This is a genomic window from Draconibacterium mangrovi (genome assembly GCF_010586825.1).
Taxonomy (GTDB): Bacteria; Bacteroidota; Bacteroidia; order Bacteroidales; family Prolixibacteraceae; genus Draconibacterium; species Draconibacterium mangrovi.
Map to the genome: position 1 here is coordinate 123397 of NZ_JAAAGB010000002.1, position 25730 is coordinate 149126.

24 protein-coding genes and 1 tRNA gene are annotated in these 25730 nt (G+C 37.6%); 18 read left to right on the plus strand and 7 right to left on the minus strand.

Translation table 11 applies throughout. The features are described 5' to 3' along the window. Nucleotide 1: 1 nt before the first annotated feature. The 4 genes from G4420_RS07540 to G4420_RS07555 all read left to right on the plus strand — a co-directional run bounded on the left by G4420_RS07540 (nucleotide 2) and on the right by G4420_RS07555 (nucleotide 6783). Entirely contained in the window at nucleotides 2-5206 is a 5205-nt protein-coding gene (locus G4420_RS07540) for a hypothetical protein (protein WP_163322990.1), read from the plus strand. Between the two features lie 24 nt (nucleotides 5207-5230). Then, a complete protein-coding gene (locus G4420_RS07545) occupies nucleotides 5231-5794 on the plus strand; it encodes a hypothetical protein (RefSeq protein WP_163322991.1) in 564 nt (187 codons plus the stop codon). Nucleotides 5795-6271: 477 nt separating this feature from the next. Then, complete coding sequence (locus G4420_RS07550) at nucleotides 6272-6421, plus strand: hypothetical protein (RefSeq protein WP_163322992.1); 150 nt, start codon at nucleotides 6272-6274, stop codon at nucleotides 6419-6421. 14 nt (nucleotides 6422-6435) lie between these two features. Further along, nucleotides 6436-6783 (plus strand): excisionase, encoded by a 348-nt coding sequence (locus tag G4420_RS07555; RefSeq protein WP_163322993.1) that lies wholly within the window; start codon nucleotides 6436-6438, stop codon nucleotides 6781-6783. 154 nt (nucleotides 6784-6937) lie between these two features. Here the strand turns inward: G4420_RS07555 and G4420_RS07560 are convergent, their stop codons facing one another. Next, nucleotides 6938-7243, minus strand: coding sequence for a helix-turn-helix domain-containing protein (locus G4420_RS07560; protein WP_163322994.1), 306 nt, complete (start codon nucleotides 7241-7243; stop codon nucleotides 6938-6940). A gap of 175 nt (nucleotides 7244-7418) precedes the next feature. Here G4420_RS07560 and G4420_RS07565 point away from each other — a divergent pair, with 175 nt between their 5' ends. Then, entirely contained in the window at nucleotides 7419-7703 is a 285-nt protein-coding gene (locus G4420_RS07565; RefSeq protein ID WP_163322995.1) for a hypothetical protein, read from the plus strand. Between the two features lie 203 nt (nucleotides 7704-7906). Continuing rightward, nucleotides 7907-8419, plus strand: coding sequence for a hypothetical protein (locus G4420_RS07570; RefSeq protein ID WP_163322996.1), 513 nt, complete (start codon nucleotides 7907-7909; stop codon nucleotides 8417-8419). A gap of 69 nt (nucleotides 8420-8488) precedes the next feature. Here G4420_RS07570 and G4420_RS07575 read toward each other — a convergent pair whose 3' ends face one another. Next, nucleotides 8489-9538: a transposase gene (locus tag G4420_RS07575; RefSeq protein WP_163322997.1), complete on the minus strand. Its 1050-nt coding sequence runs from the start codon at nucleotides 9536-9538 to the stop codon at nucleotides 8489-8491. Nucleotides 9539-9764: 226 nt separating this feature from the next. Between G4420_RS07575 and G4420_RS07580 the strand changes: the two genes are divergently transcribed. The 4 genes from G4420_RS07580 to G4420_RS07595 all read left to right on the plus strand — a co-directional run bounded on the left by G4420_RS07580 (nucleotide 9765) and on the right by G4420_RS07595 (nucleotide 12810). Beyond that, nucleotides 9765-10130, plus strand: coding sequence for a hypothetical protein (locus G4420_RS07580; protein ID WP_163322998.1), 366 nt, complete (start codon nucleotides 9765-9767; stop codon nucleotides 10128-10130). A gap of 523 nt (nucleotides 10131-10653) precedes the next feature. Next, nucleotides 10654-10905: a hypothetical protein gene (locus G4420_RS07585; protein ID WP_163322999.1), complete on the plus strand. Its 252-nt coding sequence runs from the start codon at nucleotides 10654-10656 to the stop codon at nucleotides 10903-10905. Nucleotides 10906-11013: 108 nt separating this feature from the next. Continuing rightward, on the plus strand, nucleotides 11014-12279 hold the full coding sequence (locus G4420_RS07590; protein ID WP_163323000.1) for a hypothetical protein: 1266 nt from the start codon (nucleotides 11014-11016) through the stop codon (nucleotides 12277-12279). Between the two features lie 48 nt (nucleotides 12280-12327). After that, complete coding sequence (locus G4420_RS07595; protein ID WP_163323001.1) at nucleotides 12328-12810, plus strand: hypothetical protein; 483 nt, start codon at nucleotides 12328-12330, stop codon at nucleotides 12808-12810. A 118-nt stretch (nucleotides 12811-12928) separates the two neighbouring features. On the opposite strand, the gene G4420_RS07600 is transcribed toward G4420_RS07595, so the two are convergent. The 3 genes from G4420_RS07600 to G4420_RS07610 all read right to left on the minus strand — a co-directional run bounded on the left by G4420_RS07600 (nucleotide 12929) and on the right by G4420_RS07610 (nucleotide 15177). Next, nucleotides 12929-13630, minus strand: a complete 702-nt coding sequence (locus tag G4420_RS07600) for a hypothetical protein (protein ID WP_163323002.1) — start codon at nucleotides 13628-13630, stop codon at nucleotides 12929-12931. Nucleotides 13631-13687: 57 nt separating this feature from the next. After that, a complete protein-coding gene (locus G4420_RS07605; RefSeq protein WP_163323003.1) occupies nucleotides 13688-14551 on the minus strand; it encodes an exonuclease domain-containing protein in 864 nt (287 codons plus the stop codon). A gap of 104 nt (nucleotides 14552-14655) precedes the next feature. Beyond that, nucleotides 14656-15177, minus strand: coding sequence for a hypothetical protein (locus G4420_RS07610; RefSeq protein WP_163323004.1), 522 nt, complete (start codon nucleotides 15175-15177; stop codon nucleotides 14656-14658). 220 nt (nucleotides 15178-15397) lie between these two features. On the opposite strand from G4420_RS07610, the gene G4420_RS07615 reads away from it, so the two are divergent. Both G4420_RS07615 and G4420_RS07620 read left to right on the plus strand, forming a co-directional pair. Continuing rightward, nucleotides 15398-15952, plus strand: coding sequence for a type II toxin-antitoxin system antitoxin SocA domain-containing protein (locus tag G4420_RS07615; protein WP_163323005.1), 555 nt, complete (start codon nucleotides 15398-15400; stop codon nucleotides 15950-15952). Nucleotides 15953-16040: 88 nt separating this feature from the next. Next, nucleotides 16041-17714, plus strand: coding sequence for a hypothetical protein (locus G4420_RS07620; protein ID WP_163323006.1), 1674 nt, complete (start codon nucleotides 16041-16043; stop codon nucleotides 17712-17714). Between the two features lie 265 nt (nucleotides 17715-17979). Here the strand turns inward: G4420_RS07620 and G4420_RS07625 are convergent. Both G4420_RS07625 and folB read right to left on the minus strand, forming a co-directional pair. Continuing rightward, nucleotides 17980-18050 (minus strand) — tRNA-Cys (locus G4420_RS07625). A 496-nt stretch (nucleotides 18051-18546) separates the two neighbouring features. Then, nucleotides 18547-18897 carry a dihydroneopterin aldolase gene (gene folB, locus G4420_RS07630; protein ID WP_163323007.1) on the minus strand — a complete coding sequence of 117 codons (351 nt, stop codon included), beginning with the start codon at nucleotides 18895-18897 and terminating at the stop codon, nucleotides 18547-18549. A 110-nt stretch (nucleotides 18898-19007) separates the two neighbouring features. Here folB and G4420_RS07635 point away from each other — a divergent pair, with 110 nt between their 5' ends. The 6 genes from G4420_RS07635 (at nucleotide 19008) to G4420_RS07660 (ending at nucleotide 25706) form a co-directional block, all read left to right on the plus strand. Next, nucleotides 19008-20711, plus strand: coding sequence for a glutamine--tRNA ligase/YqeY domain fusion protein (locus G4420_RS07635; RefSeq protein ID WP_163323008.1), 1704 nt, complete (start codon nucleotides 19008-19010; stop codon nucleotides 20709-20711). A gap of 327 nt (nucleotides 20712-21038) precedes the next feature. Beyond that, nucleotides 21039-21428: a LiaF transmembrane domain-containing protein gene (locus G4420_RS07640; protein ID WP_163323009.1), complete on the plus strand. Its 390-nt coding sequence runs from the start codon at nucleotides 21039-21041 to the stop codon at nucleotides 21426-21428. Nucleotides 21429-21517: 89 nt separating this feature from the next. Beyond that, a complete protein-coding gene (locus tag G4420_RS07645) occupies nucleotides 21518-22240 on the plus strand; it encodes a LiaF transmembrane domain-containing protein (RefSeq protein WP_163323010.1) in 723 nt (240 codons plus the stop codon). Between the two features lies 1 nt (nucleotide 22241). Next, nucleotides 22242-23291, plus strand: a complete 1050-nt coding sequence (locus G4420_RS07650) for a sensor histidine kinase (RefSeq protein ID WP_163323011.1) — start codon at nucleotides 22242-22244, stop codon at nucleotides 23289-23291. A gap of 3 nt (nucleotides 23292-23294) precedes the next feature. Continuing rightward, the gene (locus G4420_RS07655) at nucleotides 23295-24044 is read left to right on the plus strand and encodes a LytR/AlgR family response regulator transcription factor (RefSeq protein ID WP_163323012.1); all 750 of its coding nucleotides are present in this window, start codon (nucleotides 23295-23297) and stop codon (nucleotides 24042-24044) included. 54 nt (nucleotides 24045-24098) lie between these two features. Then, nucleotides 24099-25706 (plus strand): MutS-related protein, encoded by a 1608-nt coding sequence (locus tag G4420_RS07660; RefSeq protein WP_163323013.1) that lies wholly within the window; start codon nucleotides 24099-24101, stop codon nucleotides 25704-25706. The last annotated feature ends 24 nt before the right edge of the window (nucleotides 25707-25730 follow it).

Consider the following 25730-nt stretch of genomic DNA (forward strand, 5'->3'; position numbering starts at 1 on the left):
AATGAAAGATTTACCAGGTACTGACACAATAACGATCAAAGAACCGAAAGGAATTAAATCGTTCCTTAAGTATGCCATTGAACGCGAAGGCAAAGAGTATAATGATGAGGCCGCCGATAAGTATATTAATTCATACAACGGAGACAATAACCAGTTAATTAACGATGTTGCTGCAAGAGCCGGAGTCCCGGAAACGGAGTTAGAGTCTTTCCGCGAGCGTGCATACCGGGAATTTGAATTATCTGATAAATCAGCTTCCCAAAGAATTGAGAAGGTACTTAAGCAATCTCCGAAAGTAATAAAAGACAAAAACATTGACCTCAATTCCCCACTTGTAGCCGGTACACCAAAGATGCCAGCAAATGAAGATCAATCCTTTTTAGGCAAACTTGGTAAAACTGCATGGAACGAACTGAACGTTGGAGGAAGCCAACTTGGTTCATGGATGGCCGACGTTCCCGGACTTATTTATGATCTGGCCGGGGCTCCTTTTCGTGCCGTTGGTATGAAGGTTCCGAAATCAGAAGATTTTGAAGATGGAGCACTGGAACAAGTTTCGGATTACTATAAACAAAATGCAAAAGCCTTTGAGCAGAAAGTGGACAAAATTAATCCTGACCGGGAACAAGGGATTGTAGACTCGTACACAAACGGAGATTTTCAGCAGGGAACTTTAAACCTTGTTGGAAGCATTTCCGAAAGTTTACCGGCTTCAATTGCAATGATTATTACCGGAGGTTCTACTCTCCCTACAATTTTAGGAAGTGCCGGTGTATTTGGTGCTGCAAAAGTTCAGGAGCTGGATGAAAACGCCCCGGAAATGGACTACGATAAACGGCGTATTATTGGTGTAGTGAACGGAACTTTGGAGGGAGTATTTGAAACGCTTCTTGGTTCCGGTGCTGTTGGCCGGTCGTTGTCGGAAATTATTAAACAGAGCGGGAAGAAAGAGGCCAAAGAACAAATTAAGCGGTCTGTCTCCACCATGTTTTCGGACATGATCACTAAAAATCCGTGGTTGGCACCATTGGGCGAAGGGTTTGAGGAAGTGGGAACGCAGATTTCGCAAAATATGGTAGACAAATATTCCGGTTATCGCCCGGATATTTCCATAACGGAAGGAGTAGGTGATGCATTTGCTGCAGGTGTGACCATGGGGGCCGTACATGGTTCTGTTATTGGCTTAGCAAAGAAAGCTGTCGCCAACAAACAACAATCAAATACGGAACAATTACCGGGGGAACCAGCCACCGGGACACCGGGACCAGTGAATCCGAACGGCACAATTACAACGGCCGAAATTGAAGGGCAAAAGTACACCATCCTTAACCCGGAAGATTTGGGCCATAAGAAACCAGTCTTTGCCAAAAATGAGAAAGGCGAAAGGAAATTTTTCCAATGGACCAAAGTGAACAATGAGACAATTAGTACGGAACCCATTCGTCCCGAAATCAACAATGAAGGGAATGGTCCAGTATTGGGCATTTCGTCTCAAGATCCAGCGACTAGCGATCCGAACCCCAAGATTTCCCCAAGAAATCAGGAACCTTTCGAGCTTATTCGTTCTGAAACAAAAATAGAACCTGCTGAACAGCCAAAAGCAGACGTTGAGAGCCCAAGCACAAACGAAGTCGATATGAATAGCCTTTCACCGGAAGAACGCTTTAAAACGCTTATAAAGGACGACGAGCAGATTGCAAAAGAAATGTTGCAGTTTGATATTGAAGAACTAAAAAAGGAACTGACGGAACTGCAAAAGCAGAATCCGGACAAGCCTTCTACTAAATTCGCCAGGTTAAAACGGTTGAAAGAGGTAAACAAGCAATTAAAAGAATTGCCAAAGCTTCTAAATTTGAAAGCTAAGGACTTCGAAACAAATGATGTACCTTTACAAAACGATGAAAACAGACCGAGAAAAAGTGAAAGCCCGGATGTTGAAAATCTTCCGAACAATCGGGAAGGAAACCGGGGAAACCGAACTGGAAGTATCCAGGCGAATCAGGAACAACGTGAGGCGGAAAACGCCTGGAATAAATTAATAAACGACGAATCCAAGAAATCATCAACATCCATTAACCAGGATGCTTATCACCCCGAGACAGTTTCTCTTATTGGCAAAATCAATGCAGATGAGGCTTTGGCCTCCAAACGGCTGAAGGAACTAAAGGAAGACGAAAAGCAAGCTATTGTCTTTGAACGAGATGAAATCAGAAAACAAATATCTGCATTCAAAGAAGGTGTACGTCTGGGACAAAAAGATACCAAAGAACGGATAAAAGCTATTCAATCGGCAATTATCCAGTATGCACAGCGCAACATGCCTTACGACGAGGTGGGTAAACGCGATATGTTTGCAGTAATCAACAAAATACGCGATGCACAAACTCCGGGAACTATCGAGAAAGCTTTTGATAAGATCGATGAAATTACCAAAGAGAACGAATCGAATAAAAACATCCGGGCAGTTGAGCGATTGATTAAGTGGATGACCAACTTCCGTCAGAAAGGACAAAACAAAGAAGGTAAATTCACCTACGAAACCGTTAAGGAGTTCGAAAAATTCAAACGCATCCACAAAGAAGCTATTGCCATTGGAGCTGTTAAGAACAACAATCGATCAACAGCTAAACAAAAGGCCGAAGCCGACAAAGCACTGGAAGCGATGTGGCAGGAAATCGATCAGAAAGAAAATAAATCGCTGCTCGATATTACTACCATGAAACTGATCGAACTAAGGCGTAACGGACGTGCAGCAAGTAAAGAATTGATTCAGGCAATCCGCGAGGACCTGCAGGAAATTTACGATGCTGCCAAAGATTCAAAAACCGCTGAAGATATTGAACGGGTTATTTACCGCAAAGAGGACCGCGACTTTGTAAAACAATTCCTCGACGGACAACCGATACAAGACCGCAAACGCCTCGAACGATGGATGGCCGGTATAAACGGATTTTTGGCTGACACGATGGGAAATTGGGAAACCATTCTTACCATGATGGGCGGTTATAAATTACGCGATAAGTTTTCACTCATCATTAACCAGGTTGAAAAAGAAGTAAACACTCAGGAAGCTTTCGATAAAGTAATGGAAACAGCCATGAACGGCTATAAGCTGAAAGACAAAAAAGCCCTTCAGCATAAGATCAATTCCATGAAGAAAAAGGAATATTCCATCGTGAAACCGATACGCGAAGGCGACCGGGGCGAAGGATCTGATATTCCGCTGTCGAAATTAATGCTCATCGATATTTACAACGCCATTCAAAACGAGGAAATCCGTGACGATATGTACCTGAGTTACGGCGATATTGTAACCAACCCGGACGATGGGCGACCAAACGAAATCCTCCAAAGAAGGATCGGGAAAGAACGTATCGATAAATTAATGGAGAACCTGGACGAAGGCGACATCATTTTTGCCAAAGCAATGCAACAATCCGCTGATAGTTATTACTCGAAGATTAACGATGTGTTTATCCGAACCTTTAACCGCGATCTTCCGAAACGCGATAACTACTGGCCGTCGACTGCCGAATTCCACAACGAGAACGATGCGTTTAATCAAATGCTGAACGATTCGCTTCACCCATCGGCAACCAAAGAACGTGCAACCCGTCGTACTCCGAAAATAACGGATGCTTTCGAAAAGTTTGCAAAACACATTAAAAACGCTGAGTGGTATGCAAACATGGCACTTCCGGTTACTCGTTTAAATAACATCTTTAAAGATCCGAACGTTAAGGATCTCATCACCGAGCAGTACGGAGATAACTTTTACCGTTTAATAACCGAACACCTGCAGGAACAGGGTTTATATCCAAAGTCGAAAGCAAGTAGCTTAAACATGGCCGAAAAAGGTGCTGACTGGTTGCTGAACAATTGGGTAGCTGCTTCCATTGGTTTAACTCCTTCCGTTCCGGTAAAACAGTTGCTATCTGTAATTAACTATTCCGAAAATATGCCGGTAGGAACCTGGACTGCAGGTTTTATAAAAGCCATGGCAAACCCGGCAAAAACATGGAAGGAAATGATGGAAATTCCTTACCTGAAAACACGTTTGGGAACCGGTTATTCCGAAGCCGTTCAACATGCACTGAACTCGAACGAAGGTGTTAAACAAATAACAAGCATTCACCAGGCAATAAAAGAACTGGCAACAATCGGTACACGCTACGGCGATATTGCTGCTATTTCGTTTGGTGGAAAACCTTACCTCGATTACTTGCTTAGTACAGGAATGGACGAAAAAGAGGCTGTCGATAAATTCTTATTGGATACACTTCGAAGCCAACAAAGTCCGTTCTCCAGTACGTTGAGTAAATTCCAGAACAGAAAAACACCACTAACCAGGGCAGTATTTGCTTTCTCAAATACTCCTTCACAATACATGCGTAAAATGGTGGAAAGTGTTCATGCTTACAAAAAAGGCGATATAACGAAAGGACAACTCGCAAAGGTACTCACTATCTACGGAGTACTGAATAATGTCTCTTACGTTGTGGTAGGTGCCTTAATGGGAAGTTTACTATCGGGTAACGATTGGGACGAGGATTTAATGAAAAAACTGATCATCCAGACTTCAACTTCGGTAGTTGGTGGAATTCCGTTTGTTAAAGATGTTGTGGAGCTTCTTGCAAATACGGCAACCGATTCTTATGTGTTTGACGATATGAACCCGATTCTGGAAGGTCCGTCTGAAACCATTAAGGCAATCAATAAAGCAGCTCGTACCGACGATCCGGAAAAAGCGAAGAAGCAAATGTGGATCGCTACCAAATACTTTATGCAGATGTTTGGAATCTCGGGCCGTAACCTCGAAAAGATTTTCAAAGCTACCGTTAAACGTGGTGATCTGAACGATAAGGTTAACGAACGAAAAGCCGATGAAAAACTAAAGGAACTGTCGACTCCGAAAACAAAGATCGATGCTGAACTGAAAGGCATGAGTAATTATTACTCGAAAACCCGGAAGAACAAGCCCGACTATAAAGTGGCCGAAACAGCACACCAGTTGAAGTATGCGTATTCCGGTGCCAAAAGTAAAGCGACCCAACTGGAAGGCGAAGGCAAAAAAGCTCAGGCCGACCGTTTACGAGACTCAATAAAACAATCAAAAGTTGAACTAAGTCATTCCGACTACTCTTATGAAACTCTTAAAGAGGAGCTGGATTATGTAGAACGAATGACTGAACTACTCACAAAATAGTATGAACATTAAAATTTTATTACAATGAAAAAATTAAAATTTATCAGATTAATTGGTAGTGTGATAGCAAGTGTTTACGGTAGTGCTGACCCTAACCTTTTTGGTTCGAACAAACGCCGTAAAGAGAAATCAGGACTGGCGGGAGAATTCAAAGCTTTGTCGGGCAACACCCAGAATGAGATTGATACATTAAAAGCATCGAATCCGTTTGATAGTGCCTCGGCAAAGTCTGTTATGAAAAGCGCTACCCGAAATGCAAGGCAATATCAAACCAGAGCTGCAAATATGATGGGAGCCAACGCATCGGCCGAAGCTATTGTAGCATCGCAACAAGCCGCATCAGAAGGTATAGGAGCCGCTGCCGGAAGTATCGCTGCCGCATCAGAAGCTAATAAAATTAACCAGGTGAATGCACTCCGGGGTTTACAACAAAACCAAATGGGAACTTACGGAGCAATTAAGGCCGATTCTATTAACGAACGAGGTTCCGGATGGAGTGATTTCTTTAATAGTATTGAATCAATTGGCCAGCTTGCTTCGGGCGTTGGGCAAGGGGCTGGTGCCTTAAAGACGGCAGGGTTAATTTAATCTTGAATAACAATCGCCTTAGCGTTGGGGAACGCTCCGTAGTTTTTATAAATTGAGTGGTTTGGCTACGGCCGAATCACTTTTTTTTACAGATTTCGGAATTCTACAAGATATACTTAGAATACACTTACAGATTAGGAAACTTTAATTATCAGGAATCCGATCTTTTTTGTATGGGTTTTTGTAATTTTGAGAGGACATGAAAACAGATAAAAACAATAGGCACAATTCACAACCTTCATCCACGAACAAATCAGGGTTATCACAGAAAATGCAGCGTTTTTTTGAGAAAGTGAAAAAGATCAACCAGAACACAATCAACAATCTGCACAGACTAAATTAGGCAATTAATTTCCGTTCTGACCTATCACCAGCCAGTGCGAATTCACTGTGCTTTAATTTCCGAAAATCCGAGATATAAATCACATAGTCATAGCCAGCGTATGTAAATACGGAATTAATCTGTAAATTTATGCAATGGCCGACCAAGAAGAAATAAGAGAACGATTGAAAGCAACGATTCAAGGGGTCGTGGAAAAGAAGGCGGATGAAAGTGGGAAAACGAAACTGGACGTTCTCAAAGCAATCCGCAAGGGACAACGAATGAGATTGCCGGGAGTGAATTAATTGTAAAGTCAAAAATGAGAAAAGTAATTACATACCACTGTGATCATTGTAATGGTTTTTTGTCTTCTGAAAGTGAAATGAAAATTCACGAGAAGGAATGTGAAGCACATAGAATAGTTCATGATTGGCTTGATATTAAAGAAATAGAAAAGAAAACCTGGTTGAATGAGAACGAAGCTGCTGTTTATACTGGTTTTGGAATTGGTATGTTAGACAAGCTGAGGTTTAAAGGAACACAGTTAGGGACTTTGCCGTATGTTCTAATAAGTGGTAAGTATGTTCGGTTTCGTCGTGTTGAAATAGATAAGTACCTTATGAAACATTCATGTACGCCTCAGTCTGGTGCTAAAATCAAATCATAAATTTTACATTTCACCAGTAAGCAACAAATGGGAGTAAGCTAAATTTTTCAGAAGTCTCATCTCTGCGACTCAATTTGGAGTTGGTTTTAAATACTTGGGGTATTTGCTTAGTCATTATCTGTGAAGGAATTTAGATTCTTTAATGTGAGTCAACTCATTCCACGAGTGTTATGAGATTTTCGAGGTCAGATTTTGACTGAATCCGATATATTTTGCTATCGTACTCGATAAATCCAGAAGGTTTTTTGTTTTCTTCATTGGTAAAAAGAGTGACAACTTCAATATCAATCGCATCTGCAATCAATAATAATGTGTTTAGATTGGGAACTTGTTTCCCATTTAATATATTACTTATTGAAGGCCGTGATAATTTTTCTCCTCGATCCTCAATTGTTCTTTTTATCCGTTCAATTGAATAGCCCTTTTCTTTGATAGCAGTATTTAGCTTTTCTAACCACATGTTATAAAGTTTTCTTGATGACAAAGATAGCATTATAAGGTTTATTATACAATAAATACTATTTCTATAAAATAAAATACACAAATTACGCATATTGTGTAAAATAAAATATTTATATTGTGACAGTGATAGAAAGTTTACTTTATAAATAATTATTAACTTCAAAAACATTATTATGGATCATAGAACGAATGTAGAACAGTTGATGGAAAAGGTTGATTTTGATTTGATCAAGGAGATTGTAAGGGAAGCGAAAATTCTATTAAAGTCGGAAATAGTATTAGCCGTAAGTAATTTATTCAAGGATCGAGACAATGATCAGTACTCTATTGAAACTGTTGAAACTGTAAAGCGGTTACTCACTATTCAACAAAACTGGAAAAATAATTTTGACTTTTCGCTAACAGATATGGCTTATAATCCTGCCATAATCAGAAAATTGGGATATTCTGATAATTAAATTACAATTGGTTTTTAAAACGATATTTTGCCAAGAAATGCTTCTCTAATTAGAGGGGCATTTTTTATTGTTGCTTCTATTTAGTACATTCGTTTCTGTCTTCCCAGGTTGCATGAAAATATTCTATTATAAATAATTGTGGTGTTTTTGTAGTCTGTCCACAGCATTAGTCTTGTTGGCTTATTAAAATATACATACTAAATATGGTTTTGATTAGTAGGTTTTTTTTGGGTGTGTCAGTAATTTTTGGAGTGCTATTTTTGTTATTCTATACTCAGTATAGAGGAAGCAAATCTGAAAAGGAAAGATTACGATCTGAATTTGATGTTGCTCATGAAGGTGAAATAAAGTCATGCTGGAATGAATATTATCGTATTGATCGAGATCGAAGATATGAAGAAACGACAGATGAGTTTAGTTATGAATTACAGTCAATAGATATAGATTATAAAAAGAATACTGGAGTTATAACAACAAATGAATGGTCTGAAGAAAAGCGAAAATTAATTGATGAGAGTATTGAAATCAGTAAGGATCGGACCCAAAAGTGGCTGGATGCGGTAAGTGAAGTAAATTGGCCGGAATTTGAGATGCCTGAAGATCTGCAGAAGGAAATGATCGCATCGAAAAAAGCCAAGGAGCTATCCTTTTGGTTAATGCTCATTGCATTTACGTTGTTTATATTTAGTCAATTAAAACAGAGGTATTGGCGATGATTTAATATTGGGAAATATTCATAGAGAAAGGTAACCTGGTAATGCCAGAGATGGAAGCTCTGACAAAAGTCAGGCAATTTTTTGTACTTCTATTTTGTGTTCAGAATCCTTATGAGCAGAATATTCTGGTATTCCGTAAGTCTCAATATACGGAGTCCCTCTTTTTACAACGGCGAAAACCGTTGCTATCAGTTTATTTTTGATGTTATTCTTTATAATTGATGGATGTTTTCCTTCGGCTAAGCGCCTGTCATAATATGCCTTAAGTTCTTTGTTATACTGAATGGCAGTAGCAACACAATTCCCAAGATGAGCTTTAATTCTAATATTTGCTAAGGTACTAACACGGTCTTTACTTTGAGAAGCGGAACCCGATCTTCTTGGAAACGGAGCGGTCCCACAGTAACAAGCAAATTTTCTTGGATTATCAAAAGCATTAAATGCTTCTGTAAAGGCAATGAAATAGATGGCAGTAACAGTACCTATACCTTTAATACTGGTGATCAAATTGAAAAGATTAAATAAATATTTGTTTTTTGTAATAATGAGTAGCATCTCCTTATCAATCTTTGTTTTAATTGCATCAGTATATTCAATGCTCTTTTTATAAATAGGAGTTAAATTATTCAGGTTAAATTCCTCGATAAGAATTTCACAGACTTTTTTAGAACTTCTATAGGCTGCGAGATGCTTTGCAAATAGGTGCCGTAATGAAAGAAGCTTTTTTAATTTTATGATTTCCAAAGATGGTAATCTTGATGGAATAAGCTCTTTGATTCTGCGGTATCCATAAAGAGCTATTCTTTTCGCGTCAATTTTATCATCTTTACCCCTGACTAAGCCCAGAGAACGTTTAATTTCAAGTCCAGGTACAATAGAATAGTTTATCTCGTTCTGATCAAAAAAACGACATATTGAGATTGAGTAGTAGCCGGTGTATTCTAATACATAGAGGATTTGAAACTGAGATAGTTTGGTTGTTGAAATAACCCAGTCGATCAGTCTTTTAAAGCCAAATCTATTGTTAGAAACACAGATAGTATTTTGGTTAGTATAAATCGCAGCATCGATTTTATCTTTACTAACATCAATTCCAACCGTTTCAATAAAATTTTCCATATCGTTAGATTATAAAGGGGAAGGCAACTGGTTTATTGCAATGATCTTATCTAAAATCCCCACAAGTTCTACCTTCCCACTTAATAGCGGAGAACTAATTTTCTGCCTGGATCTTTCCTATGCGATCATCAAGTTCACTCCTAAATTCTGATACTTTTCAATTAATCGTTTGTTGCATATTATTGAAATTATTTCGAGATTTATTGAGAATTTTAGAATTGGATTGATGGAGCCACCAAAACAAAGTCTTCCGAAGATTGTAAGAGAGGTTAAATTGAAAGAAGTATTGTGTAAAAAGAAAGTCACAAAAGCCGAAATTTACGCCCTTTTTAAGGAGACAGAAAATTCCGTTTTGTATGAATTACTGACTGTGTTGTTGGGTCGAGAGTCAATATCGAAAGATATAGAACTTATTGAGTTGGAAGAGTACGAGGGGAAAGAAACTGGTAATTATGTGTATTACTGTGGTGTAAAAATTGGACGATTATTGCTTGGGGGGCCTGGAAATATGTTGATGTCTATAATTAGTATGAAAGACGTATTTTATTCTTTCTATCCCGATGAGAAGTATGTAAACAAGATCGATAAGTAAATCAATCAATTCGTAATATTTTGGCCGATGAGGCCACGTGAGGAGGAATATCACGAGAGGCTGGCTGTATGGCTGGCCTTTTTTATTGCTGACTCTGATTTATGCTGATCGGATTTCCTATAAGCTATTTCAATTCATTCTAAACATAAAAATTAGTTACTTTGGTTTATTGGCCGTTCGGCCAATGTGTGTTTGGGGGTTAACATTAGTAAAGACCGGCTATTGAGCTGGTCTTTTTTTTCTGGCCCTTGTCTAACCTACCTTAGTCAATCACGTATAATAAAACGCCGCTAAAACCTACACAACAGATAAGTACGTCACGTAATGGCGAAGCCTGGTAATTAATATCGGGCTTTGTTATAACTTTGAAGGTGCTTATTAAAAAGAAACACCCCTGGTTCAGCAGGGATGCTTTCTCACCTAACTAAATTAGGATCTCTATGAAAAAACTGCTAACAAGCCCTTTGTACTTGTAGCAAATGGTTATACGAGCAATTATGTAGAATTGTTATAAATAAAGAGTATGATATTTCACGGAGGTACTAACATATTAAAAGCGATCCAGGTAGAAACCGACTCTATATCCGAGAAGCATGGTTTAACAACTACTTATGTGATCATTCATGAGGATGATGTGCCGGTACTGGTTCGAGAAATGGTTGTAGCCGGTATGATGCCGAAAGGTGGTCAGATTGAAAAGATTGTTGTCGGTAGTTCCCATGTGATCCGGACTCGCGACATTCGGAAGGGAGCTGTTGCCGTTTTGGGTAGGTGAAACCTGGGTGCTATTAGTAGATTCTCTTTTAATTCAAATCTCCATTATGCTAACTATAAAAAACTAACTATCTTTAGAATACGATAATACCAAACTTTGCCAATCTGGATGAACACTAAAAAATCATTTTATTTAAAATTGACACTACTTCTTATAGGTCTTACATTCATCATTTTTTATGATTCCTATGCAGGCAATTCATCACAAGCTTGCTTAAATAATATTGCCGAAGCTAATGTAAGTACGTCCAATTTCTCTTTCGATAAGATTTGGAGTTATTTAGTGGGTTTGCTGGGACCGGGAGTTGCGCTTTATGCAGTGTATATTGCAAGGCCGTTATTAAGAAATAAGCTAATTGAAAATCATGTAACCCAAAGAATCGATCAGATTCACAAATCCAACTCTGAGGTTAGACAATATTGTCTAAAGTTAATTCGTAATTATACACCTTCGGTATACGAACATGATAAATTCGGAGAAGAGGATTTAAATAAAATAATACGAGATCTCGAAAAAGGATATTTGATTACTCATGAAAGTAGTACTGAGGTTGCAACACTATTGTATTTTCTAAAGAATACACTTCAGCAATACGGAAGGAGGTTTGATTACTATGAACAAAAGTTTCATGTTTTTTCCTCAGATATATTTCCGTTTGTTATTAATGTCTTAAACAGAGTAGTGAGTTACTCCACCCAAGTAATTCCAGTTCCTGTTACAACTGATATTAGTAATAAGGATTTGATTATAAAGCCCTTAAGTAGATTTGTTACGGATGGAAAGATTTCAAAGTTTAAGAATTTTAGACTCGGTGTAAATTTCGACAAAGATTCGGCTTCATGTTTAATTTATACAGACATGGTCAATAGAACCTCTATGGAGTATTTGAAGGAGTGTAGTAGTATTGTAATAAGTTCAATAAGTTCTATCGGGAAACTTCTCTATTTAAGAGAAATTTATGCTCCTTTGATTTGGGCCTCAAAAAAGTATCCCAAAGATGCTTTGTTTAGAATTACATTAACTTTAGTTGGATTTGATGAAAACACAAACATTGGCATTGAAGGAGGAGAGTCTAACAAAACTGTAGTTTTGTATTATTCAAATTTATCTAATTTCGGTTACTCTCCTAAGTTAACGGAAGAAACGTTTGTAGATAATTTTCTTGATGATTGGCTAAGTATAGGAAACTTTAAATACCCCAAACCAATTAAGTTTGCTTATGTCACTGATGAAATGATCAAAGTTGAAGTTGATAGAAAAGAACTACAGGAGATCTTTAATTCGCACAAAAGGAAAATTAGAAATAACCTCAGAATTAAAAGGGATAAAATCACGGTTGTCAAGAAAGTGTGGCAGAAATTATTTCCTAATTAATCTCAAGGTATTAAAACATCCACATCCATTTTATTAATACTTATAAAAATGCAATTAGCTAATCCTGCACAACAAAAGAAGTTTGCGGAAATATTTCGACAAGTTCAACTCGATAAAGAAAGTGAGAAGGCAGAACATCTCTATAAACAAATGGAGCAAATGGAGCTTGAATCGATTAAGAAGGTTGGTGATTATTTCGATAGAATACACGATAAGCTTTATACGCTTAATAACATTATTATCGCCGGTTTATTGGTGTTATTTACATTAAATAATGAGGAGTTTTTTATTTTTTGGTTTTTGATTCCGCCTGTGTTTAATTTATTATACTTAGCGTATATTGATTATCGCATGATGCAATTAAATAGGAAATGGGCAAAAGCAACTGAACTTGAACCTGATGAAATTCATAAACTTCAAGAAACGGTTGATAATAATAATCTACATTCGTTAATAAGTGTTTTTATCACGGTTCTTGTCCTCGGAGCATTTGCTGCAGCTTTCATAATGTTGTACACTCCTCCTGTTTAACATTCTAATGATAGAGTGCTTCCGTGTATTGATTGTTGGATCTGATTGACATGAATCAAGATACGTGACATCTTTCGATAATGCACTTCGGTTTTGTGTCGGGTAGTGTGGTTAAATATTACTTTTGCCAGGTAAGAATTGCTTTATTTAGTATTTTAATAAGAAATCTCTCCGCGCAGTCACAAAACTCTAAAATGAACTTAGAATCTGAGATTTGAAATAGATCAGTTCCATCGTATTTTATTCTAAGATTTTTATTTTTCACGATGTAGTTATGCATCGCTTGTTTTTCAAGAGGTATGTCTGTATTCTGAATATAGGTTGCATTGTTATGAACGATAAGGTTCCTAATTTTCTGATAATCTAATAGAGTTTGCCAATCCTTGTCAACATCTTCAAGATCGAGTTCTACAACTTTTAAAAGGTAATTTCTGCATTGCTGGATGCCTTTGCCATTGATGTCCTTCAATTTTACCTTGGAAAAAATTCCTCTTTCAGTCACTTTACAAAGAAGAATGAATAAATGTTCGAATTTTGAGAATGAGGCGATAAAAGTTGAGTGCATCAATAGTTCGGGATATGTTTCATTATATTTCTCAGAATACTCAACATATTGTTCAAATAAATCAGACGTTGATTCTTTTGCTACCCTCGTTTCAGGAGACTCGTTTATAGATTTAGTTAGATTTCTTTGTTTCGAACTAAAGTATGTATTCATTTCTACTGTATAATCTTTTATCTCTTTATAACTATTTTTAATAGTGTTAGTGTAGAGAATTAATACTTTTCCGAACTTTGGCTGATTTTTATTCTTTGTCATCGTATTATGATTCAGTGATTGTTCAATTAATAATTTGACGATTAGACAGCTGATAATTCAATCGAGCCCAATAAGCTTAAGAAAATCGTCTCCAGAGATAATTTTAATTGAGTAACCATCTTGAATATACTTTAAGACAGTTCGGTGTTTGCTACTGAGTTCATGCCCTTTTAATTTTTTAGGATCTTGTTTCGCAGATACAAGAAGAGTAATGTTTTTTGATATGCTACTGGGTGTGTCAAAACCTAACTCCGCAGCTTTTTCTCGAGCGATAGATTTTGTGCAATGAATTAAATCACCAGTAATTAAAACTGATTCGCCGAAATACTCTCCATCGGGATTCGGAGCGAACTTTTTAACGGGAGTATAAGTGCCAGAAGAAGTGTTTCGTTTTTTTAGTTTATCAATCCATTCGTTGATGTTCCAATTATTTTGTTCTATCGCTACATTAAGCACCTTCCCTGCTGCGATTGCATCTTCCAATGCGTCATGATGTTTGAAAGAGATATTGAGTGAATTTGCGACATTTGCTAATCCATATCCTCGATATTTGAAACTTTCCCAGGTTCTACGAACCACGGTTGCAGCATCCAGAAATATGATTTCTGGCATTTGTAAATTTAGAATCTCACAAATTCTTTTTATTACTGTTCGTTCAAAGTGAGTATAATGGACAACAATTAATCCATCGATCATATCAATGAATTTTGGAAAGAATTCTCTTATGGTTGGAGCATCAATTACATCGTATGATGTTATCCCGTGGACACCTACCTGCATGGCTCCAAAATCTGATTCAGGATTAATGTAAGTTTTGAACTCTTGTGTTACTTGTCCATTTTCAAAATAGGCTAATCCAATTTGGCAAACGCTGGACATGTCGTCATTAGCTGTTTCAAAGTCGAGGGATACAAACTTCATATTGCTTTATATTAGTTGTTTAATTTGTTGGATCTGTGGTTTTTTATGAAACTATTAATGTTTAATCTTCATGCAATTAGTTTGAACCTGTAGTTGTATGGTTCTCATATTTTCATTTCATGTTTGTTTTTATTTAAGCTGAATGGTTTCAATCCATTATTCATAAGTACTTTGCTATCAGTGAAACTTAGATGATGAGGAACGCTATAGATGTCTCCTTTGGGTGATATGACTATAAAAGAAACTTTAAGCATAAATTCTTTCGATTTGGTTTTGGGAAGGAGTTTTTTGGGAATATTAAACTTTACCATTTCCATCTGCTCCGGTTTCAATATCAGCGGTATGTTGTTGGTTTCAATATTTGGGGTGGCAGAAGGCTTTGGAGGAGTTATTGGTTCAATTATAATTTCTCGAAGGACTAACGTTATATTGCCGGTATTTGCTACACTATATTCAAAATTAAAGGGACTAAAGGATCCTTCTGTAGATTCATGAAAAATTAAACAACTGTCAAATGAAAACTTTTTATAGAAAAACTGTCTAATGACAGTAACTATTGATGTAATTAGAGCAATCGAAGCAATCAATATTGTAATTATATCTAATGTCGATGAGGTGTTATTCAAGGTGTAGTTTTTGTTTCAATGTTCAATAAAATTAGTAAAATACGTGTTAATGATCTAAGCTCGTGTTAATTTGGATTCAATCTAAAGATTAATATAGTTTTGAGGGAACTACGGTCCATCAGTAGAATAGCTATTTACTAACAAAAATAATTAATCAAAGAATGCATATTGCTTTTAATTTTATTCTATTTTCGCTAACTTTAAGACAAATCAATCAATAATGGCGTACTCAGACAAATTAGCAGCTTTTGAATTTTTGCTCAAACAGCTCGAAAAATGGTACATTGAAGCCTTTGGTTCCTTCGAAAATAATAATCTTAGTAGATTGAAAGTGTTTAAGATTCACTTCTTCGTATGTACAGTCTCTGCAAAGGATGAAAGTACAAATCTACTTGAAGTTTTCAACAACTTTTATGCATTACCTTTTGGCCCGGTTGAGAGTGATGTTTATAACTCAATATCCGAACTGAAATATTACACACTCGGTAAGGACTCATTGTCAATCAAAAGTCCGTTCGTAAACGAACTTAATTCTCCAGAGACAGAGGATAAGATTAAGGAGTCGATAAGGATACTCAAAGAACTAAATTTTGATTTGATTGGAGCATCTGCTTTTGAATTAGTAAATTTAAGTCACACTTTTGATAGTTGGCAAAGATCTTATAGCTTTGCTAAGCATTTACATAAGAATTCTTTTAAAATACCAGATAATTTAATAGAGGTCGAATCTTTAGATTTGCTTCTATCGCATTCTTCTCGTGAATATGCCTCTTAATGCACTAATAACCAAGCTAAATGATGTTTTTTCCGAAAGTTGGGACTTTGACGAGTTTGTATCTGATAAGACCCAATATTTCGATACAATGACGGATGCAGTTAAGCAAATTTACAAACAGCTTAATCTTATTATATTATCAGGGGAGTACGTAAACCTTGCTGAAACAGAAGAGATCATAAAGAGTAAAATTGATCCGATTGTTGATAGAATACTCAATGGAGTGTACAGCTCTGAAGCCGAAGAGGAGGATATAGATCATTTTTTGCATTCTTTTATTCTTCCTTTTCAAAATCATTCTATTCAACATCTTAAGAATCTGTGTAAGGTACTGCGAAGTAATGTGATAAATGGAGAGAAGTCCATCATGAGTGGATTTCAGCTTTATGGGAAGGCAATAATGTTAGATTATAATGACTTCGGCATTCGCCATGAAGCGGAATTTTTTGAAGCGAATTGCGAGATTGCAGGATATGATCATTTAATATCTGTAAAGACTGATATTCTTAATGATCTAATCGTGACTTATGTATCACTGCAAAAGGATACGGATACTTATTATAAGGACTTGTTAATGGATAAGTGCAGGTTTCTTATATCAAAGATCTCTGAAAAAATAGGGGAGGATACCAAGAGTTATTTCTACACGTTTGACTTTCAAGATCGAGAAATAGATAATTTTCGATATGAAGTTAAATATTATGAAGGTTTTTGGGAAGAAAACTTTTTTCGAAATACAACAAGGAAAGAAACTGAGAAAAGAGTTCAGTCCTTAGAAAACCAGAGGGAAGAAAACAAACCTTATTCTTTGGCCGATATTTACTATTTGATTCGTCATTATAAGGATAATAATAAAAATCATATTCAAATAGATAACCTTGTTGCTCAGTATGAGGATCAGTTTAACAATAGTGGAATCCATTTTACGGGATACGAGAAACGAACAAGAGAACTGGCTCTAAATTTCTTGTTGAATAATCGGTTTAGCTTTGGATTACAGAACGATGATTCTTGGGATAATGTTATAAGAGAGTTGGATAGAATAAAAACAATTCAAGACGATACAAACGTTCACAATTATTTTCCCTATTCAAGATTTCTAAAAAAATATACTTTAGCGACGAAACAACTCTTGGATGCCGAAAATTTTGATGAAGTATTGATTGAAAAAAGAATATCGGTTTTTGACGAAATACTGAAATTGCTATTCGTTAAGTTTGAATGGTGTAAAGATGTGGATTTTCAAAGATATATTTTGGATAAAGACTCAAGTACAAAACAGATTACTTATAGGGATGAACCGATAAATATCTTTCTTGCAAGTAGTTTTGTTTTGCCAATTAATTATAACAAGGTATTAAATGATTGTAATTACCTTAAAAGGGATATAGAAGATATAAAAAGTCATTTGTCCATCTATAAAAGCCTGAATAGGGAAAGAAAAACGATTGAAAAGATTAGGCACGATGTAATGTCGAGTGATCGTAAACAAGTTGAGATCTTGGGTATCTTTTCAGCTGTTGTCTTATTTGCTGCCGGAGAAATAAGTATTTTTAAAAATACACCTTCGTTAGAACAGGCCTCAACTTTTTCTTTGGTATTTTCTTATTCCTTAGTCCTCTTTGTTTTAGCAATATGGTTAATTACTCGGGATCATAGTTCTTTTAAAGCAAGTAAAATACACATTTGGATCATCGTTATAATTGTTGTCTCTACAGCTCTAATCTTTGATATTGCATTTAATATCTTTCCCTGGTTGTAATTATACATTTTTTTGGAGATTGAAAGAAATGATTAAAAACCATCAAGTTTGTTAAGCCGAGTTATATTGTCTGTATAGATAGATTTGAGAATTCAATTTCTCAGCTGATAAAATCGTGTTCTTCTGCGTCAGAAATCATTTCAAATTTACAAGTTATAAATCAATATAAAGTGCCTTGAATTAATTAGGTTGCCCAATAGTTGCCCAAAATGAAAAAAGAGAATCGTTAAGATTCTCTTTTTTAGCTTGTTATATTTCTGCGATGAGGTTCCTGGCGGAGTCGAACCGCCGTACACGGTTTTGCAGACCGCTGCCTAGCCACTCGGCCAAGGAACCTTGTACGTTTTCGGACTGCAAAAATATAAAATTTTGCAGTTCTCGCAACATAAAAAATAAAATCGTGTTATTTTCTGCGTTCTTGCCAGTTTGCATTTACATGCAAGTCGCTGGCACCTAACTGCCAACCGATATCCGTCGATTTTGGATTATTTCCCTCGTGAAGCTCCCGCTTCTTTTCAGTAGTGCAAGATTTTCGGCACTTTCCTTCGTTTAAATTAGTCGAACTATAAAACATGAGTATAATGTTGAATTATTTTTTTCGAAAATACGAAAAAAAAGTTCGAATAATTTGATAAATGTCAGTATTGGACTGGGGATTAAATATTTAATAACATGGGATTATATTAGTCGCGAGCTACAAGTATCGAGCTGCGAGTTTTTTCGATTAAAGTATTTCAGCATTAAAGCATTAAAGCATTTCAAATCTCAGTCCTTCATTCCTTCCATCCTTCGACTTCGCTCAGGATGACGTTCTGTAAACAGTGACCATAAATTATCGCTCCAGTGTAACGCTTACCCGTTCCATTTCGCCTCCCATTGGCGGATTCATTTTCGAGATTTTAACGCGGGCTTTATCAATTGCCGGGAACCTGTCGTAAAGGGTATCTAAAATTCGTTTGCTTACATTTTCCAACAAGGCTGATTTTATTTGCATCACTTCTTTTACGGTTTCATAAACCGCCTGGTAGTTGAGCGCGTCGTCGAGATTGTCTGATTTGGCAGCAGCATCGCAGTTTGTTTCCAGTCGCAAATACACTTCAAAGTGGTTGCCAACAATTTGCTCGGCCGCAAAATGCCCGTGATAGGCATAAAATTTCATTCCCTCTATTTCAATTACTCCCATCCCTAATTAATATTATTGCAACAAAAGTAATAATTTGAACAGGTGTTAAGTGTACTCACAAATCATTTTTTAATTTTGTAGCCTTATTCAATAGGGGATAAATCAAGAAAATGGCAGAAAAAAATACAAATACTAATGCTGAAGCGCCCAAAAGGGCCAACTTTATTCATGCACAAATCGACGCCGATTTGGCCGCAGGGAAAAATGATAATCGTGTACACACACGCTTTCCCCCCGAACCCAATGGTTATTTACACATTGGCCACGCCAAATCGATCTGTTTAAATTTCGGTTTGGCGCAAAAATACGGAGGTAAAACAAACCTTCGTTTCGACGATACCAACCCATCAAAAGAGGAAACAGAATATGTTGAATCGATTATGGAAGATGTGCGTTGGTTGGGTTTCGACTGGGAGGATCGTTTGTATTACGCATCCGATAATTTCCCAAAATTACATGCTTTTGCCGTTAAATTGATTGAAGAAGGCAAAGCTTATGTCGACGACCAAAATGCTGAAACCATAAGCGAGCAAAAAGGAACGCCGCAGAAACCCGGAACTGAAAGTCCGTTCAGAAATCGTTCGGTTCAAACAAACCTCGATTTATTTGAGCGAATGACAATGGGCGAATTTAACGAGGGAGAGAAAGTGCTGCGTGCAAAAATAGATATGGAATCGCCGAACATGCACATGCGAGATCCGATTATTTACCGGATAATGAAAGCCGAACATCACCGCACCGGAAATAACTGGTGTGTGTATCCGATGTACGATTTTGCGCACGGTCAGTGCGATTACTGGGAAGGAATTACACATTCCATCTGTACGTTGGAGTTCGAGGTGCACCGTCCGTTGTACGACTGGTTTATTGATCAGTTAAAAGATTCGGATTACCGTCCGCGTCAGATTGAGTTTTCGCGTTTGAACCTTACGTACACTGTAATGAGCAAACGTAAATTACTGGAGTTGGTGAAAGACAATCACGTAAGAGGTTGGGACGATCCAAGGATGCCAACTATTTCGGGTTTACGCCGAAGAGGTTACACGCCTGAATCGATCCGTAATTTTTCGGATAAAATTGGCGTAACAAAAGTGGATGGAACAACCGATGTGTCGTTGCTGGAATTCAGCGTACGCGATCACCTGAATAAAATTGCACAGCGCGTAATGGGCGTGCTTGATCCGCTAAAAGTGGTTATTACCAATTATCCTGAGGATAAAGAAGAAATATTAAGTGCCGTGAACAACCCGGAAGATGAGTCGATGGGACGCCGTGATGTACCATTTTCACGCGAAGTTTATATCGAACAAAGCGACTTTATGGAAGATCCTCCACGTAAGTTCTTCCGTTTGGGGCCCGACCGCGAGGTGCGTTTACGCTACGGTTACCTGATAAAATGTAACGAAGTTATTAAAGACGAAAACGGCAAAATCGTTGAGCTGCACTGTACTTACGATCCCGAGTCAAAAGGAGGAAAATCTTCCGATGGCAGAAAAGTAAAAGGTGTGGTACACTGGGTATCGGCAAAACATGCTGTTAAATCAGAAGTGCGCCTGTACGATCGTTTGTTTACCGACGAAGAGCCGGATGGACACAAGGATGTAGACTTTAAAGAGTTTATGAACCCTGAGTCGTTAAATGTGCTGAATAACTGTTACCTGGAGCCATTTGTAAAAACAGCTAAACCGCTCGATCATTTTCAGTTTGAACGAATGGGCTACTTTAACATGGATCCGGATTCAACACCCGAACTGCCGGTGTTTAACCGAACGGTTCCGTTGCGTGATTCGTGGGCAAAAGCACAAAAGAAATAAAAACAAAAAGGTTGTTTTCGTATCGGAAACAACCTTTTTTTATGAAGATCTAATTAAAAAATTTTCGCCCCCTAAATCCCCCGAAGGGGGACAGTTCCTCTCCGCCAATTGGCGGAAGGTTAGGGGGGAACATCAGTTTTATAGCTGTTACCCTGAAATAATGAATGTCTGAATGCTGATTTCATTGGCAAATTCTCCGCAAAGTTACTTTCCCGTTAATACCAACATATACCCATTTACCGATTCATAACCTATGTTAACCGAATGTAAACTGTTTGGCCGGCTTGCGATTTCTACTTTTGATGCGTAAATGTAAAAAACACTATCATGGAAAAAGTGCCACAGGAAAGAACGCAAAAAAAGGAAAACTCAAAAGAAGTCTTGGCTTTGGTTTTAATCGGTATTGGTTTGGTATGGATACTAAAACAAACCGGTTTCTTTTTTGATTTTCCGTTTTTAAACTTTCATGACATTTTTAGTCCTGTAAGAAACGTTTTTCATGGAATAGGGCATTTTGTTTTTTCATGGCCTGTTATTTTGATCATTATCGGTGCAGTGTTAATGGCCGGCAAACGTTCCGGCGGTTTGATACTGCTAATTATTGGAGGAATATTTTTATTGCCAAAACTGATTTTCATATCAGGAGCGGCAATTGTGTTTTTGTTCCCGGTAATCTTAATTGCCGTAGGAATTGGGTTAATTGCGCGTTTGTTTTAGCCCGTAGTTGCGAAAGAAAGTAAATCCGCTAAAAAAATGGACAGTGTTTAGAGGATTATCAATATTTTAGGACAGTTAAAACTTTTATCATGGATAATAAACCGGAGAGTACAAACAGAAGAGCCTTTTTGGGCTTATTTCTAATTGTGGTAGGTGCACTGTGGATTTTCGAGCGCCTCGATCTTATTCCTTCATTTTGGAACGATATTCTGATCTCGTGGCAAATGTTACTTATCGGAATTGGGGTCTTCTCCATAATCGGAGGGAATAAAACCACAGGAACAGTTTTAATTGTAATCGGAGGTTTCTTTTTGATTCCGGAAGTGGCTCATATCCCTTATGAATTACGACGAATAGGCTGGCCGGTATTAATTATCGGTATTGGCGTGGCAATTCTGGTAACGCACTCCGGAAAACGAAACCCTTTTGAAGGACCCAATTTTAATCCGGGTGATCAAAAAGGGCAGGACTACTTCGATGATTTTGTGATCTTCGGAGGTCGTGAGGTGTATGTAAATTCGCAAAACTTTATGGGCGGAAAAACCACTTCGGTTTTTGGCGGAACAGAGTACGATCTTCGTCAGGCAAAACTTTCGGCCAATGGTGCTGTTATCGACACGCTGGCGTTATTTGGCGGCTGCGGTTTTAAAGTACCACCCGACTGGACGGTAAAAAATGAAGTAACGGCTATTTTTGGTGGTTATACCGATAAACGCGGTGCTTCGTTGAATCAAATTGTTCCCGACCCGTCGAAAACGCTGGTGATAAAAGGTTTTGCGGCTTTTGGCGGCGTAGAGATCAAATACCTGTAACATGGATTTTAGGCATCCCTTTATAAAATCTCCACGGTTGGCCATTTCGTATGTTGCGTTTTGGTTGATACTGGCAGTGGTAATGGTTTTAGTGGTTGTTTCGGTTGGCGAAAGTGATTTTATTACCGCCATGACCGAACGTTTTGCCTACATTATCCTTTTCGGATTTTTAGGAATTGCCATCTGGTATGTCATAAAATTCAGTACCCTTGAAGATAACAGTGTTGGCCGTGTAATTCTGGCCCATGTTATTGCCGCCACCATAATCGTTTTAATTTGGCTTTACATTGGTACGGTAATTACAAAACTTATAAATCCGGGGCAGTTAAAGGAAGATCATAACTATCTGTTCACCGGGCTTTATAACGGATATTTGCTTTATACATTTAATGTGGTGTTTTTCTATGCTGTAAATTATTACCTGGCATTTAAAGAAAAAACCAAAAACGAAACCAAGCTAAAAGCGCTGGTGAAAGAAGCCGAATTACATGCCTTAAAATCGCAGATCAATCCGCACTTTTTGTTTAACAGTTTGAACAGCATTTCGTCGCTTACAATGACCGATCCGGCAAAAGCACAGGAAATGGTGATCAACCTTTCGCAATTAATGCGTTATTCGCTTAAACACGACCAGAGCGAAAAAGTAACTGTTCAGCAGGAAATAGATAATAACAAGCTGTATTTAAAAATTGAGAAAGTACGTTTTGGTAAAAAACTGAACCCGGTTTTTGCAGTTGAAGAGAATTGTTTAAAGGCTGTAATTCCGAATATGATACTTCAACCGTTGTACGAAAATGCCATAAAATATGGTGTGTACGAAGCTACCGAAACCATAGATGTAATTACGCATTGCCGCTGCGATAATGATAAACTGGTGGTAACCATCAGCAATACTTATGATAAAAATGTATTAAGCAAAAAAGGTGAGGGAATCGGATTGCGTAATATCCGCGACCGCCTGCAGGTGATCTACGGAAACCCGCATTTGCTGAAAATTGAAGACAAACAAAACGAATTTACCGTAACTTTAACCATTCCTCAAAAATTGTAAACCATGACTGAAAAATTGCGCACAATAATAGTTGAAGATGAAGAGCTGGCTCGTAACCTGATGAAGTCGTTTCTGGCCGATAATGAAGCTATTGAACTGATTGCAGAATGTGAAAACGGCTTTGAAGGCGTAAAACAAATCAACGACTTAAAACCCGACCTGGTTTTTCTTGATATCCAAATGCCAAAGATTACAGGTTTTGAGCTATTGGAATTGCTCGAGCACAAACCGCAGATAATATTTGCAACAGCTTACGATCAGTATGCGTTAAAAGCCTTTGATTATAACGCAGCCGATTATTTGCTAAAACCTTACTCAAAAGATCGATTGGATGAGGCCATTCAGAAAGTTTTGGAGCGCATTCAAACCGAAGGAAAAGAGTCGGATGTGGCAGAAAAAGTAAGCAATTTCCCAAAAGATGAATACCTCGACCGTATTGTGGTTAAGGATCGTCATAAAATTCATATCGCCCCGGTTGATGCGGTACGTTACATCGAATCGATGGACGATTATGTAATGATTTACACCACCGAAGGCCGCTGGATGAAACAAAAAACCATGAAGTATTTCGAGAATACTTTGAATCCGAAAAACTTTGTGCGTATTCACCGCAGCTACATAGTAAAGGTCGACGAGATCGGGGAAATCCAGCAATACGAGAAGGAATCGTACATCGTTATTCTACACGACAAAACGAAATTAAAAGTCAGCAAAACTGGTTATAAAAATCTGAAGGGTGTGCTGAATTTCTAAAGTTTATGAGAAGATATATCCGAAAGAACAATGTAGTCCTCAAATAGAAAACCTGTGATATTAAATCGAAAAAAGAAGAAACGGGAAGAGTTGCAAAACACTTTTGGAGAAGTTAAAGACGACTCGTTTCATTTTGATTTAATTGAACGGTATTTTCGGGCAAAAGATAATTCGAACGCTTTTCAGACGCTTTCTGATAAAACATGCAACGACCTCGATTTTAACGAGCTCTTCATGTTTGTCGACCGCACTCATTCAAAAGTGGGGCAGCAGTACTTGTATCAAACCCTTCGAACAATTCCAAAGTCGGGTAATACTTTTGATGAAATATTGGTTGATCGTTTTCTGAATGATCTCGAGTTCAGAACTTCAGTACAACTTCAACTCGAGGAATTAAAAAGTAATGATGCCTGTTACATTAGCACACTTTTCCAGGAGGAACACCAAAAAGCACCCAAATGGTTTTTCGTAACCAAAATTTTATCGGTACTGAGTTTAGTATCAGTTCTTTTTATTCCAGTATTTCAACAAGTCATATTTTTTCTGTTCGGGATTTTCATCATAAACATGGTGATTCATTTCTGGAATAAAAGAAATCTGTATCAATATCTAGGATCGATACCACAGCTACTGCGCTTAACAAAAGTTGCAGCCGAGCTTTATAGAGATGAGCGGCTTGCCCCTCAAAATCGCGAGCTAGAGAAATCGCTCAAAGCCATTTCGGGCATAAAAAGAAGGCTGTCGTTCTTCCGGCTGGAAGCCAAAATGGATAATGATATCGCTGCTTTGGTGGCAGGTTTTATCGAACTGTTCAAAATACTGTTTCTTATTGAACCGCTTTTTTTGTTTGGCGTATTAAAAAGGCTTGATTCCATGCGCCGTGAAATGGATGAAATGTTCAGCTTTGTCGGAAAAATTGACGTTTTATTATCGGTTGCATCGCTTCGGAAAGGCGCACCCAAATACTGTATTCCTAAAATTAGTACGCAGGCAAAAAAACTTCAGGCTAAAAATTTGTATCATCCCCTGGTGTCTGACTGTGTTGAAAATGATATTGAAATTGATCAGAAATCAGTTTTACTTACCGGATCAAATATGTCGGGTAAAACAACTTTTATTCGAACGGTTGGCACAAATGTAATTACCGGGCAAACGTTGAATACTTGTTTTGCAGCCGATTTTGAAATGCCACGAATGAGGGTGTTTTCGGCTATCAGAATCAGCGATGATCTACTGAATGATAAGAGCTATTATTTCGAAGAAGTTCTAACAATAAAAACAATGTTGGAAGCCGGTAATGAGAATGTTCCCAACTTATTTTTACTCGACGAAATATTCAAGGGGACCAATACCATTGAGCGGATTTCGGCAGGAAAGGCAGTGCTTTCTTCCTTGGCAGATGCTGGTAATATTGTGCTGGTTTCAACACATGATATTGAATTGGCAGATCTGCTTCATGATGAATATGCATTGTTTCATTTCAGTGAAAAAGTGAACCATAAAACGGTGGATTTTGACTACCGGATAAAAGATGGCAAGTTGAAAACAAGAAATGCGATCCGTATTCTGGAAATAAATGATTATCCCGAAAGTATCACTAAGGAAGCGAATAGTATATCTAATGTGTTGGATAAGAATAATCAAAACAGAGCTGTTCGCTAGATCATACCGGATCTCTTAATCTTT

Bases quoted from the DNA above. Each gene is read 5' to 3' on its own strand.
- G4420_RS07540 (WP_163322990.1), top strand. From the start codon at position 2: ATGAAAGATTTACCAGGTACTGACACAATAACGATCAAAGAACCGAAA.
- G4420_RS07545 (WP_163322991.1), top strand. From the start codon at position 5,231: ATGAAAAAATTAAAATTTATCAGATTAATTGGTAGTGTGATAGCAAGT.
- G4420_RS07550 (WP_163322992.1), top strand. From the start codon at position 6,272: ATGGCCGACCAAGAAGAAATAAGAGAACGATTGAAAGCAACGATTCAA.
- G4420_RS07555 (WP_163322993.1), top strand. From the start codon at position 6,436: ATGAGAAAAGTAATTACATACCACTGTGATCATTGTAATGGTTTTTTG.
- G4420_RS07560 (WP_163322994.1), bottom strand. From the start codon at position 7,243: ATGTGGTTAGAAAAGCTAAATACTGCTATCAAAGAAAAGGGCTATTCA.
- G4420_RS07565 (WP_163322995.1), top strand. From the start codon at position 7,419: ATGGATCATAGAACGAATGTAGAACAGTTGATGGAAAAGGTTGATTTT.
- G4420_RS07570 (WP_163322996.1), top strand. From the start codon at position 7,907: ATGGTTTTGATTAGTAGGTTTTTTTTGGGTGTGTCAGTAATTTTTGGA.
- G4420_RS07575 (WP_163322997.1), bottom strand. From the start codon at position 9,538: ATGGAAAATTTTATTGAAACGGTTGGAATTGATGTTAGTAAAGATAAA.
- G4420_RS07580 (WP_163322998.1), top strand. From the start codon at position 9,765: ATGGAGCCACCAAAACAAAGTCTTCCGAAGATTGTAAGAGAGGTTAAA.
- G4420_RS07585 (WP_163322999.1), top strand. From the start codon at position 10,654: ATGATATTTCACGGAGGTACTAACATATTAAAAGCGATCCAGGTAGAA.
- G4420_RS07590 (WP_163323000.1), top strand. From the start codon at position 11,014: ATGAACACTAAAAAATCATTTTATTTAAAATTGACACTACTTCTTATA.
- G4420_RS07595 (WP_163323001.1), top strand. From the start codon at position 12,328: ATGCAATTAGCTAATCCTGCACAACAAAAGAAGTTTGCGGAAATATTT.
- G4420_RS07600 (WP_163323002.1), bottom strand. From the start codon at position 13,630: ATGACAAAGAATAAAAATCAGCCAAAGTTCGGAAAAGTATTAATTCTC.
- G4420_RS07605 (WP_163323003.1), bottom strand. From the start codon at position 14,551: ATGAAGTTTGTATCCCTCGACTTTGAAACAGCTAATGACGACATGTCC.
- G4420_RS07615 (WP_163323005.1), top strand. From the start codon at position 15,398: ATGGCGTACTCAGACAAATTAGCAGCTTTTGAATTTTTGCTCAAACAG.
- G4420_RS07620 (WP_163323006.1), top strand. From the start codon at position 16,041: ATGACGGATGCAGTTAAGCAAATTTACAAACAGCTTAATCTTATTATA.
- folB (WP_163323007.1), bottom strand. From the start codon at position 18,897: ATGGGAGTAATTGAAATAGAGGGAATGAAATTTTATGCCTATCACGGG.
- G4420_RS07635 (WP_163323008.1), top strand. From the start codon at position 19,008: ATGGCAGAAAAAAATACAAATACTAATGCTGAAGCGCCCAAAAGGGCC.
- G4420_RS07640 (WP_163323009.1), top strand. From the start codon at position 21,039: ATGGAAAAAGTGCCACAGGAAAGAACGCAAAAAAAGGAAAACTCAAAA.
- G4420_RS07645 (WP_163323010.1), top strand. From the start codon at position 21,518: ATGGATAATAAACCGGAGAGTACAAACAGAAGAGCCTTTTTGGGCTTA.
- G4420_RS07650 (WP_163323011.1), top strand. From the start codon at position 22,242: ATGGATTTTAGGCATCCCTTTATAAAATCTCCACGGTTGGCCATTTCG.
- G4420_RS07655 (WP_163323012.1), top strand. From the start codon at position 23,295: ATGACTGAAAAATTGCGCACAATAATAGTTGAAGATGAAGAGCTGGCT.